This window comes from Pseudomonas sp. (assembly GCF_035497915.1).
In the GTDB taxonomy this organism is placed as follows: domain Bacteria; phylum Pseudomonadota; class Gammaproteobacteria; order Pseudomonadales; family Pseudomonadaceae; genus Serpens.
On record NZ_DATJCS010000012.1, the window covers coordinates 23,352 to 38,432 of the forward strand.

Here is a 15,081-nt window from a genome sequence, read left to right on the forward strand (position 1 = left end):
GCGAGGATCAGCGGCGAATCGCGCGAAGAATCACGAATTTTGGCGTGGCGGCCACCTGCTCGACGCGCTCGAACAGCCGCTTGAGCTTGACGTGATAGCCCAGGTGGCGGTTGCCGACGATCCACAGTTCCCCGCCGCTGGCCAACGCCTGGCGCGCCTGCTGGAACATGCGCCAGGCGAGGAAGTCGCCGACCACCTGCTGCTGGTGGAAGGGCGGGTTGCACAGCACCAGGTCCAGCGAGTCGGCCGGCTGTTCGGCCAGCCCGTCGCCGGGGCGGATCTCCACCGGGCGTTCGCCGAGGATCGCCCGCCAGTTCTCGGCGGCCGACTGCACGGCCATGTAGGACTCGTCCACCAGGGTCAGTTGCGCCTCGGGATTGGCCAGCGCGCAGGCGATGCCGAGGATGCCGTTGCCGCAGCCGAGGTCCGCGACCCGTGCCGTACCCAGTCCGCTCGGCAGGTGCGGCAGGAAGGCACGAGTGCCGATGTCCAGCCCTTCGCGGCAGAACAGGTTGGCGTGGTTGAGCAGTTCGATGGCCGGCTGATCCAGCCGGTAGCGGGTCGGGTAGGGCGATACCGGCGCCGGGCGCGCCTCGGGTGTGGCGAACAGCAGGCGCGCCTTCTTCACCGCCAGCGAGGCCTGTACCGGGCCGATGTATTGCTCCAGCAGATCGCCGGCGGCGCGCGGCAGGTGCTTGATCATGGCCGCAGCGATCACCCGCGCGCCCGGCGCCAGGCGGCCGTGCAGGCGGATCAGCTGTTCCTCCAGCAGCGCCAGGGTCTTCGGGATGCGGATCAGCACCACATCGAACGGGCCTTCGGGGGTGGCGCTGGCCGGCACGAAGAGCGGCGCGGCGGTGATGCCATTGCGTTGCAGGTTCTTCTCCAGGGCCAGATGGCCCAGGTGCGAGTCGCCGCTGCTGGTCACCCGGGCATGGGGCGCCAGGCTGCAGGCCAGCGCGCCGAAGCCGTCGTTGAGGATCAGCACCCGCTCATCGGCGCCCAGTCCCTGTTCGTGCAGATGGGTGAGCAGGTACTCGTCGGCGGCGTCGAACGCCTGCAGGGGTTCGTTCTGCTGTTCAGGCTGGCGGATCAGGTCGAGGCGGGCGAAGGGCGTGTCGAGAATAGGCATGAAGACTGGCGGGTTTTCCGGGAGCCGATTAGGCGTAGTCTGAAAACGAACCGGACCACGCGGAGGTGCGCAGTATGACGGCCAGCGAAGAGAAGTTCACCCGCCAGCGGCTGCTGGCGGTGGAGACCCTGACGCCCAGCTTGTTCACCCTGCGCACCACGCGCGATGCGGGCTTCCGCTTCCAGGCCGGGCAGTTCGCCCGCCTGGGGGTGCGCAAGCCGAGCGGCAGCCTGGTGTGGCGCGCCTATTCGATGGTCTCCGCCCCCCACGACGACTTCCTCGACTTCTTCTCGGTAGTCGTGCCGGACGGCGAATTCACCAGCGAGCTGCGCCGCCTCGGCCCTGGCGACGAACTGCTGGTGGAGCGCCAGCCGTTCGGTTACCTGACCCTGGACCGCTTCCCGGACGGTCGCGACCTGTGGCTGCTGGCGACCGGTACTGGAATTGCGCCGTTCCTGTCGATCCTGCAGGACTTCGCGGCCTGGCAGCGTTTCGAACGCATCGTGCTGGTGTACAGCGTGCGCGAGGCGCGCGAGCTGGCCTATCAGGAGCTGATCAAGGGCTTCGCGGGGCGCGACTACCTGGCCGAACACGCCCACAAGCTCACCTACCTGCCGACCATCACCCGCGAGCAGCGGCCGGGTGCGCTGCACGGGCGTATCACCACCCTGCTGGAAACGGGCGAACTGGAGCGCGCCGCTGGTCTGCGGCTGAGCCCGGAACACTCGCGCATCATGCTCTGCGGCAACCCGCAGATGATCGAGGACACCCGGCTGCTGCTCAAGGCGCGCGACCTGCAGCTGAGCCTCACGCGGCGCCCTGGCCAGGTCGCGGTGGAGAATTACTGGTAAGAAGTGGTTACGAATGGCTATTTGCAGCGTGCCGCGCTTGCCGTAAATTCCGCGATTCGTTTTTCAACCCTCGGGTTATATGGACACCGACTCTCGACCTCCCCCGGCCTCCCCGGGGGACGCTCCTCCCCGCGCGGCGCACCTGGCGCCGCCGTGCCGCCCATCTCCGCATCCCGTGTCTGTCGCGTGCCGGCCTCCGCCGGCGCGCGTCCGTGCGTTCCCGTTTCCTGTCACATGAGCGTTAACCCCTGATGGAACTGTTCCTCGACCCCACCGTCTGGCTGGGTCTGCTGACCCTGATCATCCTGGAGATCGTGCTGGGCATCGACAACCTGGTGTTCATCGCCATCCTGGCTGACAAGCTGCCGCCGCATCAGCGCGACCGCGCGCGGCTGATCGGCCTGAGCCTGGCGCTGCTGATGCGCCTGGGCCTGCTGGCCAGCATCGCCTGGCTGGTGACCCTCACCGAGCCGCTGTTCGAGGTGCTCGGCATGAGCTTCTCGGGTCGTGACCTGATCATGCTGTTCGGTGGTGTGTTCCTGCTGTTCAAGGCCACCATGGAGCTGCACGAGCGCCTCGAAGGGCACCTGCACCAGACCTCCGGCAGCAAGGGCTACGCGCGCTTCTGGCCGGTGGTGGCACAGATCATCGTGCTGGACGCGGTGTTCTCCCTGGACGCGGTGATCACCGCCGTGGGCATGGTCGAGCAGCTGCCGGTGATGATGGCGGCGGTGGTCATCTCCATGGGCCTGATGATGGTGGCGAGCAAGCCGCTGACGGCGTTCGTCAACGCCCGTCCGACGGTGATCATGCTGTGCCTGGGCTTCCTGATGATGATCGGCTTCAGCCTGACCGCCGAAGGCCTGGGTTTCCACATTCCCAAGGGCTACCTGTACGCGGCCATCGGCTTCTCGATCCTCATCGAGGTGTTCAACCAGCTGGCCCGTTCGCGCCGTCAGCACAACCTGCAGAGCGAGCGTCCGCTGCGTGAGCGCACCGCCGATGCGGTGCTCAGCCTGCTGGGCGGCCGGGTCGAGGCGGACCAGGTGGGTGAGGCCATCGTCGACCTGGTGGGCAACGGCACCCCGGGACACGAACCCTTCCAGCGTCGCGAGCGGCTGATGATCCGCGGCGTGCTGAACCTGGCCGAGCAATCGGTGCGCACGGCGATGACCGATCGCATGCAGGTGGACCGCATCAACCTGGACCAGGACCGCGAGACCATCCGCCAGGTGCTGCTGGAATCCCCGCACTCGCGCCTGCCGGTGATTCGTGGCAATGCCGTGGACGAGCCGCTGGGCTACCTGCACAAGAAGGAACTGCTCAACGCGCTGCTGGCCGGCCAGGAGCCGGACATCCAGGCCCTGCTGCGCACGCCGCTGAGCCTGCCGGAAAGCGTCTCGGTGCTCAGTGCGCTGGAGCAGATGCGCCAGGCCTCGACCCACGTGGCCTTCGTGATCAACGAGCTGGGCGCCTTCGAAGGCATGGTCACGCTGACCGACATTCTCGAGGCCATCGCCGGCGAGCTGCCCGATGCCAGCGAAATGGACAGCCCGGACATCGAAACCCTGGACGGCGGCTACCGGGTGAGCGGTTCGCTGAACCTGGCGGTGCTGTGCCAGACCGTCGGCTTCTCCATCGACCCGACCGAGGAATACCAGACCCTGGCGGGGCTGGTGATGAGCCTGCTCAACCGCCTGCCGGTGGTCGGCGACCGGGTGGAAGCCCAGGGCTGGGAAGTGACGGTGAGCGAGGTGCGGGATCGCCGGGTCAGCAAGGTGGAGCTGCGGCCCGTAGCGGCCGAGGCGATGTAACGGCCAGCCTGGCGGGGGCATCGGCGGAGCCGGCACCCCCGCTGAACAGCATCGCGGCTGAAGCCGCTCCTACAGGTCCGTGCGGTGCATGGCTTTGTGGGAGGGGCTTCAGCCGCGATGCGTTTCAGGAGGCATCCCGTGGTGGGCAATCGCTGCGCGAGTTGCCCACCCTACCGATTCAGAGCCGGTCCTGCCGGCTCTTGAGGAGGTCGCGGATCTCGGTCAGCAGGCTTTCTTCCTTGGTCGGCGCCGGCGGAACCTCTGGCTTGGCTTCTTCCTGCCGACGCAGGCGGTTGATGAACTTGATGGCCAGGAAGATCGCGAAGGCGATGATGAGGAAGTCGATGACGCTCTGGATGAACCTGCCGTAGGCGAGTACCACCGCCGGCGTCTCACCGACGGCGTCCTTGAGCACGATGGCCAGGTCGCTGAAATCCACGCCGCCGATTACCACCCCCAGCGGCGGCATGATCACGTCGGCCACGAACGACGAGACGATCTTGCCGAAGGCGGCGCCGATGATGATGCCGACGGCCATGTCCACGACATTGCCACGAACGGCGAACGCCTTGAATTCACTCATGAATTTCATGCGGCTGTCCTCGAAGTGTGAAGGTACGGGTGAGTTGGTTATAGCCGCTGCGCTGCCAGCCTGCCGAGCGTTGTGTCGCATGCAAATGTGACTATTGGGCGCTTTGGGAAATCTTAATGGCATCAAGACATTACGCGGCATAGGCTGCGCACCGTTGATCCCACCCGAGGAATTCGCCCATGCGTAACTACCTGTCCCTGGCCGGCCTGGTCGTGCTGTTTGTCGCGAGCGCACATTTCCAGGCCCTTTGATCGCTGTAAATATATCCAGTCTTTTCGTATGATCCCCCGTCATCGCTGACGAGGGAGTGAACGGGTCATGGCCAAGGCCAAACGCATGTACGGCTGCACCGAGTGCGGTGCCACCTTCCCCAAGTGGGCCGGGCAATGCGGCGAATGCGGCGCCTGGAACACGCTGGTGGAGACCCTGGTGGAAAGCGCACCGAGCGGCGCCAGCGGGCGTAGTGGCTGGGCCGGCGATCAGGCGCAGCTCAAGACCCTGGCCGAGGTCAGCGTCGAGGAGGTGCCGCGCTTCTCCACCGCTTCCGGCGAGCTGGACCGCGTGCTCGGCGGCGGCCTGGTGGACGGCTCGGTGGTGCTGATCGGCGGCGACCCCGGCATCGGCAAGTCCACCATCCTGCTGCAGACCCTGTGCAACATCGCCCAGCGCCTGCCCGCCCTCTACGTCACCGGCGAGGAATCCCAGCAGCAGGTGGCCATGCGCGCCCGGCGCCTGGAACTGCCGCAGGATCGCCTCAAGGTGATGACCGAGACCTGCATCGAAACCATCATCGCCACCGCCCGCCAGGAAAAGCCGCGGGTGATGGTGATCGACTCCATCCAGACCATCTTCACCGAGCAGCTGCAGTCCGCCCCCGGCGGCGTGGCCCAGGTGCGCGAGAGCGCGGCGCTGCTGGTGCGCTTCGCCAAGCAGAGCGGCACGGCGATCTTCCTGGTCGGTCACGTCACCAAGGAAGGCGCGCTGGCCGGCCCGCGCGTACTGGAGCACATGGTCGATACGGTGCTGTATTTCGAGGGCGAGTCCGACGGCCGCCTGCGCCTGCTGCGCGCGGTGAAGAACCGCTTCGGCGCGGTCAACGAGCTGGGCGTGTTCGGCATGACCGATCGGGGGCTGAAGGAAGTCTCCAACCCCTCGGCGATCTTCCTCACCCGTGCCCAGGAATCCGTGCCCGGCAGCGTGGTGATGGCCACCTGGGAAGGTTCGCGGCCGATGCTGGTGGAGGTGCAGGCGCTGGTCGATACCAGCCACCTGGCCAACCCGCGCCGGGTCACCCTGGGTCTGGACCCGAACCGCCTGGCCATGCTGCTGGCGGTGCTGCATCGCCACGGCGGCATTCCCACCCACGATCAGGACGTGTTCCTCAACGTGGTCGGCGGAGTGAAGGTGCTGGAAACCGCCTCCGACCTGGCGCTGATGGCGGCGGTGATGTCCAGCCTGCGCAATCGGCCGCTGCCCCACGACCTGCTGGTGTTCGGCGAGATCGGCCTGTCCGGCGAGGTACGCCCGGTGCCCAGCGGCCAGGAACGCCTGAAGGAGGCGGCCAAGCACGGCTTCAAGCGCGCGATCGTGCCCAAGGGCAATGCGCCGAAGGAGGCGCCGGCCGGCTTGCAGGTCATCGCCGTGACGCGCCTGGAGCAGGCGCTGGATGCGCTGTTCGAGTAAATCGGTAAGGCCGGCTTTATGCGGCCGACGGATTCGCGTCCTACCACGGCATCGTCCCCACCACAGAAGCCGGGTGCGCGAATTCTGTAGGAGCGGCTTCAGCCGCGATGCTTTTGGTGCCGGCCCGCACCTGATGGCTGAAGCCGCTCCTACAGGGTCCAGCGGTGGCGCCGGGCCCTACGAAAGACACAAACAAAAAAGCCCGGCATTTGCCAGGCTTTTTGCATTGCGTGGACGCTTACTTGCCGTACACCGGGAACTTGGCGCAGATGGCCTGGACCTTCGCACGCACGGCGTCGATGACCGCTTCGTTGTTCACATCGGCCAGGATGTCGCAGATCCAGCCGGCCAGCTCGCGGCACTCGGCTTCCTTGAAGCCGCGGGTGGTGACGGCCGGGGTGCCGATACGCAGACCGGAGGTCACGAACGGGGAGCGCGGGTCGTTCGGCACGCTGTTCTTGTTCACGGTGATGAAGGCGCGACCCAGGGCGGCGTCCGCGTCCTTGCCGGTGATGTCCTGCTTGATCAGCGACAGCAGGAACAGGTGGTTCTGGGTGCCACCGGAAACCACGTCGAAGCCGCGCTGGATGAACACTTCGGCCATGGCCTGGGCGTTCTTCACCACCTGCTGCTGGTAGGCCTTGAACTCGGGCTGCAGGGCTTCCTTGAAGCACACGGCCTTGGCCGCGATCACGTGCTCCAGCGGGCCACCCTGGGCGCCCGGGAACACGGCGGAGTTCAGCTTCTTCTCGATCTCTTCGTTGGCCTTGGCCAGGATCAGGCCGCCACGCGGACCACGCAGGGTTTTGTGGGTGGTGGTGGTGACGACGTCGGCGAACGGAACCGGGTTCGGGTACACGCCGGCGGCGACCAGGCCGGCCACGTGGGCCATGTCGACGAACAGGTAGGCACCGACCTTGTCGGCGATGGCGCGGAAGCGGGCGAAGTCCAGCACCTGGGAGTAGGCGGAGAAGCCGGCGACGATCATCTTCGGCTTGTGCTCGACGGCCAGACGCTCGACTTCGTCGTAGTCGATGAAGCCTTCGTCGGTGATGCCGTACTGGATGGCGTTGTACAGCTTGCCGGAGGAGGAGACCTTGGCGCCGTGGGTCAGGTGACCGCCGTGGGCCAGGCTCATGCCGAGGATGGTGTCGCCGGCGTTCAGCAGGGCCAGGTAAACGGCCGCGTTGGCCTGGGAACCGGCGTGCGGCTGGACGTTGGCGTAGTCGGCGCCGAACAGCTGCTTGGCGCGGTCGATGGCCAGCTGCTCGACCACGTCGACGTATTCGCAGCCGCCGTAGTAGCGCTTGCCCGGGTAGCCTTCGGCGTACTTGTTGGTCAGCACGCTGCCCTGGGCTTCCATGACCGCCGGGCTGGTGTAGTTTTCCGAGGCGATCAGCTCGATGTGTTCTTCCTGACGCTTGGCTTCCTGCTCCATGGCGGCAAACAGATCGGCGTCGAAACGGGCGAGGGTCAAATCACGGCTGAACATGGCGGTCCCCTGGGAATCAGCTGGGCGGTGTAAGGAAGGCGCGGATTCTACCCCATCCGCGCGCCCTCGGGTATGCGCCGGCGGAGCATCGTGAGCGGGGTTCACGTTGCGTATCAATTCCGTCCGGGTTGGCTCAGACCGCCAGCTCGGCGTGCTGTTCCAGGCGGGTGACCGCGCCGCTGCGCAGCTTCTCTTCCAGCGCCTGGGCGCTCAGCGGGCGGGCCAGCAGGAAGCCCTGGATCTCGTCGCAGCCATGCTCGCGCAGGAATTCCAGCTGTTCGCGGGTTTCCACGCCCTCGGCGATCACCGAGAGGTTCAGGCTGTGCGCCATGGCGATGATGGCGCGGGCGATCTGCGCGTCCTGCTCGCCGTCCGGCAGGCCGTCGACGAAGCTGCGGTCGATCTTCAGCACGTTGATCGGGAACTGCTTGAGGTAGTTGAGCGAGGAGTAGCCGGTGCCGAAGTCGTCCACGGCGATCGACAGGCCCATCTGCTTGAGCACGGTGAGCACCTGCATGGCGGCGCCGACGTCGCGCATCAGGATGCTTTCGGTGAGTTCCAGTTCCAGCGAGGCGGGCGCCAGGCCGCTGCTGGCCAGGATGTCGGCGATGCGTGTGCCGAGCATGCCGTCGGCGAACTGACGGGCGGACAGGTTGACCGAGACCTTCGGCACCATGAGGCCCTGCTGCTGCCAGGTGTGAATCTGCCGGCAGGCTTCGGCCAGCACCCATTCGCCGACTTGCACCACCAGGCCGAGCTCTTCGAGCACGGGAATGAACTCGCCGGGCGAGACCAGGCCGCGGCGCGGATGCTGCCAGCGCAGCAACGCCTCGACCCCGGTCAGGCGGTGTGCCCGGGTATCCAGCTGCGGCTGGTAATACAGCAGGAACTGGCCTTCCTCCAGGGCGTGGCGCAGGTCGCTTTCCAGCTCCAGGCGCTGCAGCGTCGTGGCGTTCATGTTGGCCTGGTAGAACTGGTAGTTGTCCTTGCCCTGGTCCTTGGCGTGATACATCGCGGTGTCGGCATTCTTCATCAACTGGCTGGAGCGGCTGCCGTCCTGTGGACTGAGGGCGATGCCGATGCTGGCGCTGATGAAGAACTCGCGACCGTGGATGAGGAACGGGTGGGACAGGCTGGCGAGGATGCGCTGGGCGACCGCGATGGCCCGTCGGCGCGCCTCGACTTCGTCTTCCAACGGGCTGAGCAGCAGGGTGAACTCGTCGCCGCCCATGCGCGCCACCGTGTCGTCATGGCGCACGCAGGCCGACAGGCGCAGGGCGACATCCTTGAGCAGCAGATCGCCGGCGGCGTGGCCGAGGGAGTCGTTGATCGGCTTGAAACGGTCCAGGTCGAGGAACATCAGCACCACCCAGTGCCGCTGCCGGGCGGCGGTCTGCAGGGCCTGCTGCAGGCGTTCCTGGAACAGTGTGCGGTTGGGCAGCAGGGTCAGCGCGTCATAGTAGGCCAGGCGGTGGATGTGCTGTTCGCTGGCCTTGCGCTCGCTCATGTCGTTGAAGAAGCACACGTAGTTGGCCAGCGCGCCGGCGCCGTCGGGCACCGCGGCGATGCCCAGCCAGGCGGAGAAGCTTTCCCCCGAGCGGCGCTGCAGGGTCAGCTCGCCCTCCCAGCGACCGTCCTGATCAAGCTGTTCGAGCAGCTCGGCCAGGTGCTCGGCCTCGTGGCGGCTGGCGGTCAGCAGGGTGGCGTGGCGGTGCAGCACTTCCTGGCCGGCGTAGCCGCTGATGCGGCTGAAGGTTTCGTTGACCTGGACGATGTTGCCTTGCCGGTCGGCGACCAGGATCGCCGCCGTCGAGTTGGCGAACACCGTGGCGGCCATGCGCAGCTCCTGCTCGGTCTGGCGCTGCTGGCTGACGTCCCGGCACACGCCGAGCACACCCTCGAAGCGTCCGGCGGCGCTCCACATCAGGCTGGTGCGCAGCTCGATGGGTAGCAGACGGCCGTCCTGGCACAGGCAGTCGAACAGATAGCGTTGTTGCGGGTTTTCGTGGCGCAGGGCGGCGCGCTGCCGAGGATTGGCCAACTGGCGGCGCAGTTCGGCGAGGCGCTGGCGCAGTTCCGCCAGCTGGTCGGGGTTGGCCATCAGGCGCTGCACGCCGTTGCGCAGCAGCCAGTCGGCGGAATGCCCGGCGAGCTGCTGGACCGAGGGGCTGATGTAGCTGGGCTGCATCTCGTCATCGAGGATGAACAGCACGTCGCGCATGTTTTCCGCCAGCAGCCGGTAGCGGCGTTCGCTGTCGCGCAGCGATTCGCTGAATTCCAGCTGGCCAGTGACATCCTTGGCGATGCACAGCAGCTGTTCGGTGCGGCCTTCTTCCTGGGTGAGGGTCTGCATGCGCATTTCCAGCCAGCGCCAGGAGCCGTCGCGGTGGCGCAGGCGCAGCTGGGCGGAGAGCAGCCGTCCCGGCTGCAGCACCTGGCGCTGGCTGACCAGGCGCAGGTACAACTCGGCATCGTCGGGGTGCACCAGCGGCAGCAGGCCGTTGCGCCCGGATAACAGCAGCTCTTTTTCCGTGTAACCGAGCAGCCGGCTGAGCCGATCGTTGCTGAACTGCAGCGTGCGCCGGCGCATCGATAGCACGTAGATGGCATCGGGAATCGCGCGCAGCATCTGCGCCCAGTAGCGCTCGCGCTCGGCCAGCGACAGTTCCAGGCGCTTGCGCGTGGTCATGTCGCCGATGCTCAGCGGAATGGCGTCGAGTGGCGCACCGCTGGCCGGCAGGCTGGCCACCATCCACAGGTGGCGTTCGACGCCCTGGCCGTTGATCAGATGGGCGTCTAGCTCCAGGTAGGGCCGCTCCTCCAGCAGGGCGACAATGAATCTGAACCGGTTGCCCGAGCGGTGGATCGGGTGGTTGCCGACCAGGCGGGTCCAGGCCTGCTCGACGTTCTCGACGCCCAGCAGGTCGAGGGCGATGTGGTTGACCTCGGTCAGGCGCAGCAGGCGACTGAGGGTCTGGTGGCGTTCGGCGTCCGCATCCAGCCAAGCGGCCAGGCTGTCGGCGTCCTGCAGCTGGTGCTCATGCAGGTGGTTGCGCAGGGCGCGCAGGTCGAACACGCACAACGCCACCCCGGTGCTGGCGAAGATGTCCTGGTAGCGCTGGCGGGTTTCGTTGAGCAGACGCAGGTCGCGCTGCTCGGCGGTGACATCGCGCAGCACCCACACGTAGCCATCCTGACCGTGATCGGCACGCAGTCGGCTGCGGCTGGCGGCGAAGCGGCGCGATTCCCCGTTCAGGTTGAACTGCAGCAGTTGCGAAGCGCACAAATGCTGCTCCCCGGGGTTGCCGAGCAGGTCGTGCAGCTGCGGGATCAGCTCCGACAACTGGCGGCCCCTGATCTGTCGGGGCGTGAGGCCGAAGAGTTCAGCGGCTGGGCGGTTGGCGTAGCTCAGGCGACCGCTGAAATCGCTGACCAGCAGCCGTTCCTCGACGGCGCCGAGCACGCCGTCGAGCTGCCGCCAGGCCGGCACCGGCCGGCGCAGCAGCAGCGCCAGGCCCAGCATGCCCAGCAACAGGGCTGGCATCTCGACGAACAGCGCGGCGGGCAGGGCCGTCAGCAATAGAAGCCAGCCGAGGCGACGCAGGGGCGTGGTGAACAGGCGGGCGGCGAGGCGCGGGGGCGGTCGGTCGTCGGGCACGGCGCGGTGGATGGCTGAGTTCGAGGGCGGCTAGCATGCCCTGACTGGAAGCGGAGTGCCAGTAGGGCGCTGGTTTGCTCTGCACGTCGCATTCCGGTAGCTTTGCCGCCACGCGCAGCCCTTTCCGGCCCTTTGAGCCGGCAGCAGATGCGGTGGCAAGCGCCGTATCCGGGCGGAGGGTCGATTCACCGGCCCCATCCGTCACTCAACTCCCCTGAATTTCTTTCTTTCATCCAAGGTCAGTCATGGCTCAGTACGTTTACAGCATGCATCGGGTCAGCAAGGTCGTCCCCCCGAAGCGTGAAATCCTCAAGGACATTTCCCTGTCGTTCTTCCCCGGCGCCAAGATCGGCGTGCTGGGCCTGAACGGCGCCGGCAAGTCGACCCTGCTGCGCATCATGGCCGGGGTGGACACCGAGATCGACGGCGAAGCCCGCCCGATGCCCGGTATCAAGGTCGGCTACCTGCCCCAGGAACCGCAGCTCGACCCGCAGAAGACCGTGCGCGAGATCGTCGAGGAAGCGGTCGGCGAGATCAAGGACGCCCAGGCGCGCCTGGATCAGGTGTACGCCGCCTACGCCGAGCCGGACGCCGACTTCGACGCGCTGGCCGCCGAACAGGCCAAGCTGGAAGCCATCCTGCAGGCCGCCGACGGCCATAATCTGGAGCGCCAGCTGGAAGTCGCCGCCGATGCGCTGCGCCTGCCGGCCTGGGATGCGAAGATCGAACACCTGTCCGGTGGCGAGAAGCGCCGCGTGGCCCTCTGCCGCCTGCTGCTCTCCGCGCCCGACATGCTGCTGCTGGACGAACCGACCAACCACCTGGACGCCGACTCGGTGGCCTGGCTGGAGCACTTTCTGCACGACTTCCCCGGCACCGTGGTGGCCATCACCCACGACCGTTACTTCCTCGACAACGTCGCCGGCTGGATCCTCGAGCTGGACCGTGGCCATGGCATCCCCTACGAGGGCAACTACTCCGGCTGGCTGGAGTCCAAGTCCGCGCGCCTGGCCCAGGAAGCCAAGCAGGAAGCCTCCCACGCCAAGGCCATGAAGGCCGAACTGGAATGGGTGCGCCAGGGCGCCAAGGCGCGCCAGGCCAAGTCCAAGGCCCGCCTGCAGCGTTTCGAGGAAATGCAGTCGCAGGAATTCCAGAAGCGCAGCGAGACCAACGAGATCTACATCCCCGCCGGTCCGCGCCTGGGCGACAAGGTCATCGAGGTGAAGAACCTGTGCAAGAGCTACGGTGACCGCGTGCTGATCGACGACCTGTCGTTCAGCATTCCCAAGGGCGCCATCGTCGGCGTGATCGGCGGCAACGGCGCGGGCAAGTCCACCCTGTTCCGCATGCTCACCGGCAAGGAGCAGCCGGACAGCGGCAGCATCGAGATCGGCGAAACCGTGCAGATCGCCAGCGTCGAGCAGAGCCGCGAGCACCTGGCAGGCAACAAGACCGTCTGGGAGCAGGTCTCCGACGGCTTCGACATGATCAAGGTGGGCAACTACGAAGTGCCGTCGCGCGGCTACGTGGGTCGCTTCAACTTCAAGGGCGCCGACCAGCAGAAGTTCGTCAAGGACCTGTCCGGTGGTGAGCGGGGTCGCCTGCACCTGGCGCTGACCCTCAAGCAGGGCGGCAACGTGCTGCTGCTCGACGAACCGTCCAACGACCTGGACGTGGAAACCCTGCGCGCGCTGGAAGAAGCCCTGTTGGACTTCCCCGGCTCGGCCATCGTGATTTCCCACGACCGCTGGTTCCTCGACCGTATCGCCACCCACATCCTCTCCTACGAGGACGACGGCAAGGTGGTGTTCTTCGAAGGCAACTACACCGAGTTCGAAGCCGATCGCAAGAAGCGCCTGGGCGAGGCGGCCGCGCAGCCGCACCGCGTGCGCTACAAGAAGCTCGCCTGACAGACGGTCCGGCGTGCACAAAAATGGGGCCATCACGGCCCCATTTTGGTCCTTTCCTCGCTCGTGTGCGTTTTTGCCGCACTCCCCGCTACAACCTCCCGCCTCCCGGCGCGTAGAGCGCTGCTCCGCAAGGGATGGTACGGGTGCCGATTTATAAGTTCGCACCAAAAAGTTTCATAAAAACGACATTTCGCACTTCCGTGGTGCTGGCGCGCTTGATAAAGTCACGCCCCTCAAAAATCCACGCCTTGCCTTTTCATCGGACGTCGCATTATGAGCATCACTGTAGATTCCTTCCTTGAGCGTCTTAAGCGTCGCGACCCTGACCAGCCCGAATTCCACCAGGCGGTCGAGGAAGTGCTGCGCAGCCTGTGGCCCTTCCTGGAGGCCAACCCGCACTACCTCGAAGCCGGCATCATCGAGCGCATCGTCGAGCCGGAACGCGCCATCCTGTTCCGGGTACCGTGGGTCGACGACCAGGGCCGTACCCGCGTCAACCGTGGCTTCCGCGTGCAGATGAGCAGCGCCATCGGCCCGTACAAGGGCGGCCTGCGCTTCCACCCCTCGGTGAACCTGGGCGTGCTGAAGTTCCTGGCCTTCGAGCAGGTGTTCAAGAACTCCCTGACCACCCTGCCCATGGGCGGCGGCAAGGGCGGTTCGGACTTCGACCCGAAGGGCAAGAGCGACAACGAAGTGATGCGCTTCTGCCAGTCCTTCATGACCGAGCTGTACCGCCACATCGGTGCTGACTGCGACGTGCCGGCCGGTGACATCGGCGTCGGCGGCCGCGAGATCGGCTACCTGTACGGCCAATACAAGCGCCTGGCCAACGAAGCCACCTCCGTGCTGACCGGCAAGGGCATCAGCTACGGCGGCAGCCTGATCCGTCCGGAAGCCACCGGCTTCGGCTGCGTGTACTTCGCCGAGGAGATGCTCAAGGACCAGGAAAAGGGCGGCATGGACGGCAAGCGCGTGGCCATCTCCGGCTCGGGCAACGTCGCCCAGTACGCGGCGCGCAAGGTCATGGACCTGGGCGGCAACGTGATCTCGCTGTCCGACTCCGAAGGCACCCTGTATGCCGAGGCCGGCCTGACCGACGAGCAGTGGGACTACCTGATGGACCTGAAGAACGTCCGTCGTGGTCGCATCCGCGAAATGGCCGAGCACTTCGGTCTGCAGTTCCTGGTCGACCAGCGTCCGTGGAACCTGCCGTGCGACATCGCCCTGCCGTGCGCCACCCAGAACGAACTGGACGCCAACGATGCCCGCATCCTGCTGAAGAACGGCTGCTTCTGCGTCGCCGAAGGCGCCAACATGCCTTCGACCCTGGAAGCCGTGGACCTGTTCATCGAGGCCGGCATCCTCTACGCGCCGGGCAAGGCTTCCAACGCCGGCGGCGTGGCCACCTCGGGTCTGGAAATGACCCAGAACGCCATGCGTCTGTCCTGGACCGCCGGTGAAGTGGACGAGCGCCTGCATGCCATCATGCAGTCCATCCACCACGCCTGCGTGAGCTACGGCCGCGAAGAGAACGGCTTCGTCAACTACGTGAAGGGCGCCAACATCGCCGGCTTCGTGAAGGTTGCCGACGCCATGCTGGCCCAGGGCGTGGTCTGATCACCACTCCCCGCCGGTAAGCGAAAAGGCCCGTGCAGCGATGCACGGGCCTTTTCATTTGGGGTGGCATAGTAGTCGGGAGCTGGGCTGGTCCATTTAAGTGGTCCGGAAGCCCGTGAAGCGGTCGCCCTCCAGAAGGAAACAGAACTCCCCGGAGGCGATCGATCGGTACGTCTGGATGTCACCCCAGTGAGGCAGACCTAGTTGCTATCCAGAACGAATCGCAACCCTGCATTTCCCCCTTCCGGATCTATCGCAGAGAACGCTTTCTTTCTGCCAAGGCCCGGTCTGCTTGAACTGCAGAAATAGCGCCCATCGAGATAAATAATATT

9 protein-coding genes are annotated in these 15,081 nt (G+C 66.2%); 5 read left to right on the forward strand and 4 right to left on the reverse strand.

The genetic code is table 11. The annotated features are described in order from the left end of the window. Positions 1 to 7 precede the first annotated feature (7 nt). On the reverse strand, positions 8 to 1,132 hold the full coding sequence (locus VL129_RS03890; RefSeq protein WP_325410268.1) for a class I SAM-dependent methyltransferase: 1,125 nt from the start codon (positions 1,130 to 1,132) through the stop codon (positions 8 to 10). 74 nt (positions 1,133 to 1,206) lie between these two features. Between VL129_RS03890 and VL129_RS03895 the strand changes: the two genes are divergently transcribed. Both VL129_RS03895 and VL129_RS03900 read left to right on the forward strand, forming a co-directional pair. Next, on the forward strand, positions 1,207 to 1,983 hold the full coding sequence (locus VL129_RS03895; protein WP_325410270.1) for a ferredoxin--NADP reductase: 777 nt from the start codon (positions 1,207 to 1,209) through the stop codon (positions 1,981 to 1,983). Positions 1,984 to 2,234: 251 nt separating this feature from the next. After that, positions 2,235 to 3,797, forward strand: a complete 1,563-nt coding sequence (locus VL129_RS03900) for a TerC family protein (RefSeq protein ID WP_325410272.1) — start codon at positions 2,235 to 2,237, stop codon at positions 3,795 to 3,797. A 178-nt stretch (positions 3,798 to 3,975) separates the two neighbouring features. On the opposite strand, the gene mscL is transcribed toward VL129_RS03900, so the two are convergent. Next, positions 3,976 to 4,389, reverse strand: a complete 414-nt coding sequence (gene mscL, locus VL129_RS03905) for a large-conductance mechanosensitive channel protein MscL (protein ID WP_325410274.1) — start codon at positions 4,387 to 4,389, stop codon at positions 3,976 to 3,978. A 318-nt stretch (positions 4,390 to 4,707) separates the two neighbouring features. On the opposite strand from mscL, the gene radA reads away from it, so the two are divergent. Continuing rightward, complete coding sequence (gene radA / locus VL129_RS03910) at positions 4,708 to 6,072, forward strand: DNA repair protein RadA (RefSeq protein WP_325410276.1); 1,365 nt, start codon at positions 4,708 to 4,710, stop codon at positions 6,070 to 6,072. A 238-nt stretch (positions 6,073 to 6,310) separates the two neighbouring features. Here the strand turns inward: radA and glyA are convergent, their stop codons facing one another. Together glyA and VL129_RS03920 are read right to left on the reverse strand one after the other, a co-directional pair. Then, on the reverse strand, positions 6,311 to 7,564 hold the full coding sequence (gene glyA / locus VL129_RS03915) for a serine hydroxymethyltransferase (RefSeq protein WP_325410278.1): 1,254 nt from the start codon (positions 7,562 to 7,564) through the stop codon (positions 6,311 to 6,313). Positions 7,565 to 7,697: 133 nt separating this feature from the next. Beyond that, positions 7,698 to 11,222, reverse strand: a complete 3,525-nt coding sequence (locus VL129_RS03920; RefSeq protein ID WP_325410280.1) for an EAL domain-containing protein — start codon at positions 11,220 to 11,222, stop codon at positions 7,698 to 7,700. A gap of 245 nt (positions 11,223 to 11,467) precedes the next feature. Between VL129_RS03920 and ettA the strand changes: the two genes are divergently transcribed. Next, on the forward strand, positions 11,468 to 13,132 hold the full coding sequence (gene ettA, locus VL129_RS03925) for an energy-dependent translational throttle protein EttA (RefSeq protein ID WP_325410282.1): 1,665 nt from the start codon (positions 11,468 to 11,470) through the stop codon (positions 13,130 to 13,132). Between the two features lie 273 nt (positions 13,133 to 13,405). After that, positions 13,406 to 14,749 (forward strand): NADP-specific glutamate dehydrogenase, encoded by a 1,344-nt coding sequence (gene gdhA, locus VL129_RS03930; RefSeq protein ID WP_325410284.1) that lies wholly within the window; start codon positions 13,406 to 13,408, stop codon positions 14,747 to 14,749. Positions 14,750 to 15,081 lie beyond the last annotated feature (332 nt).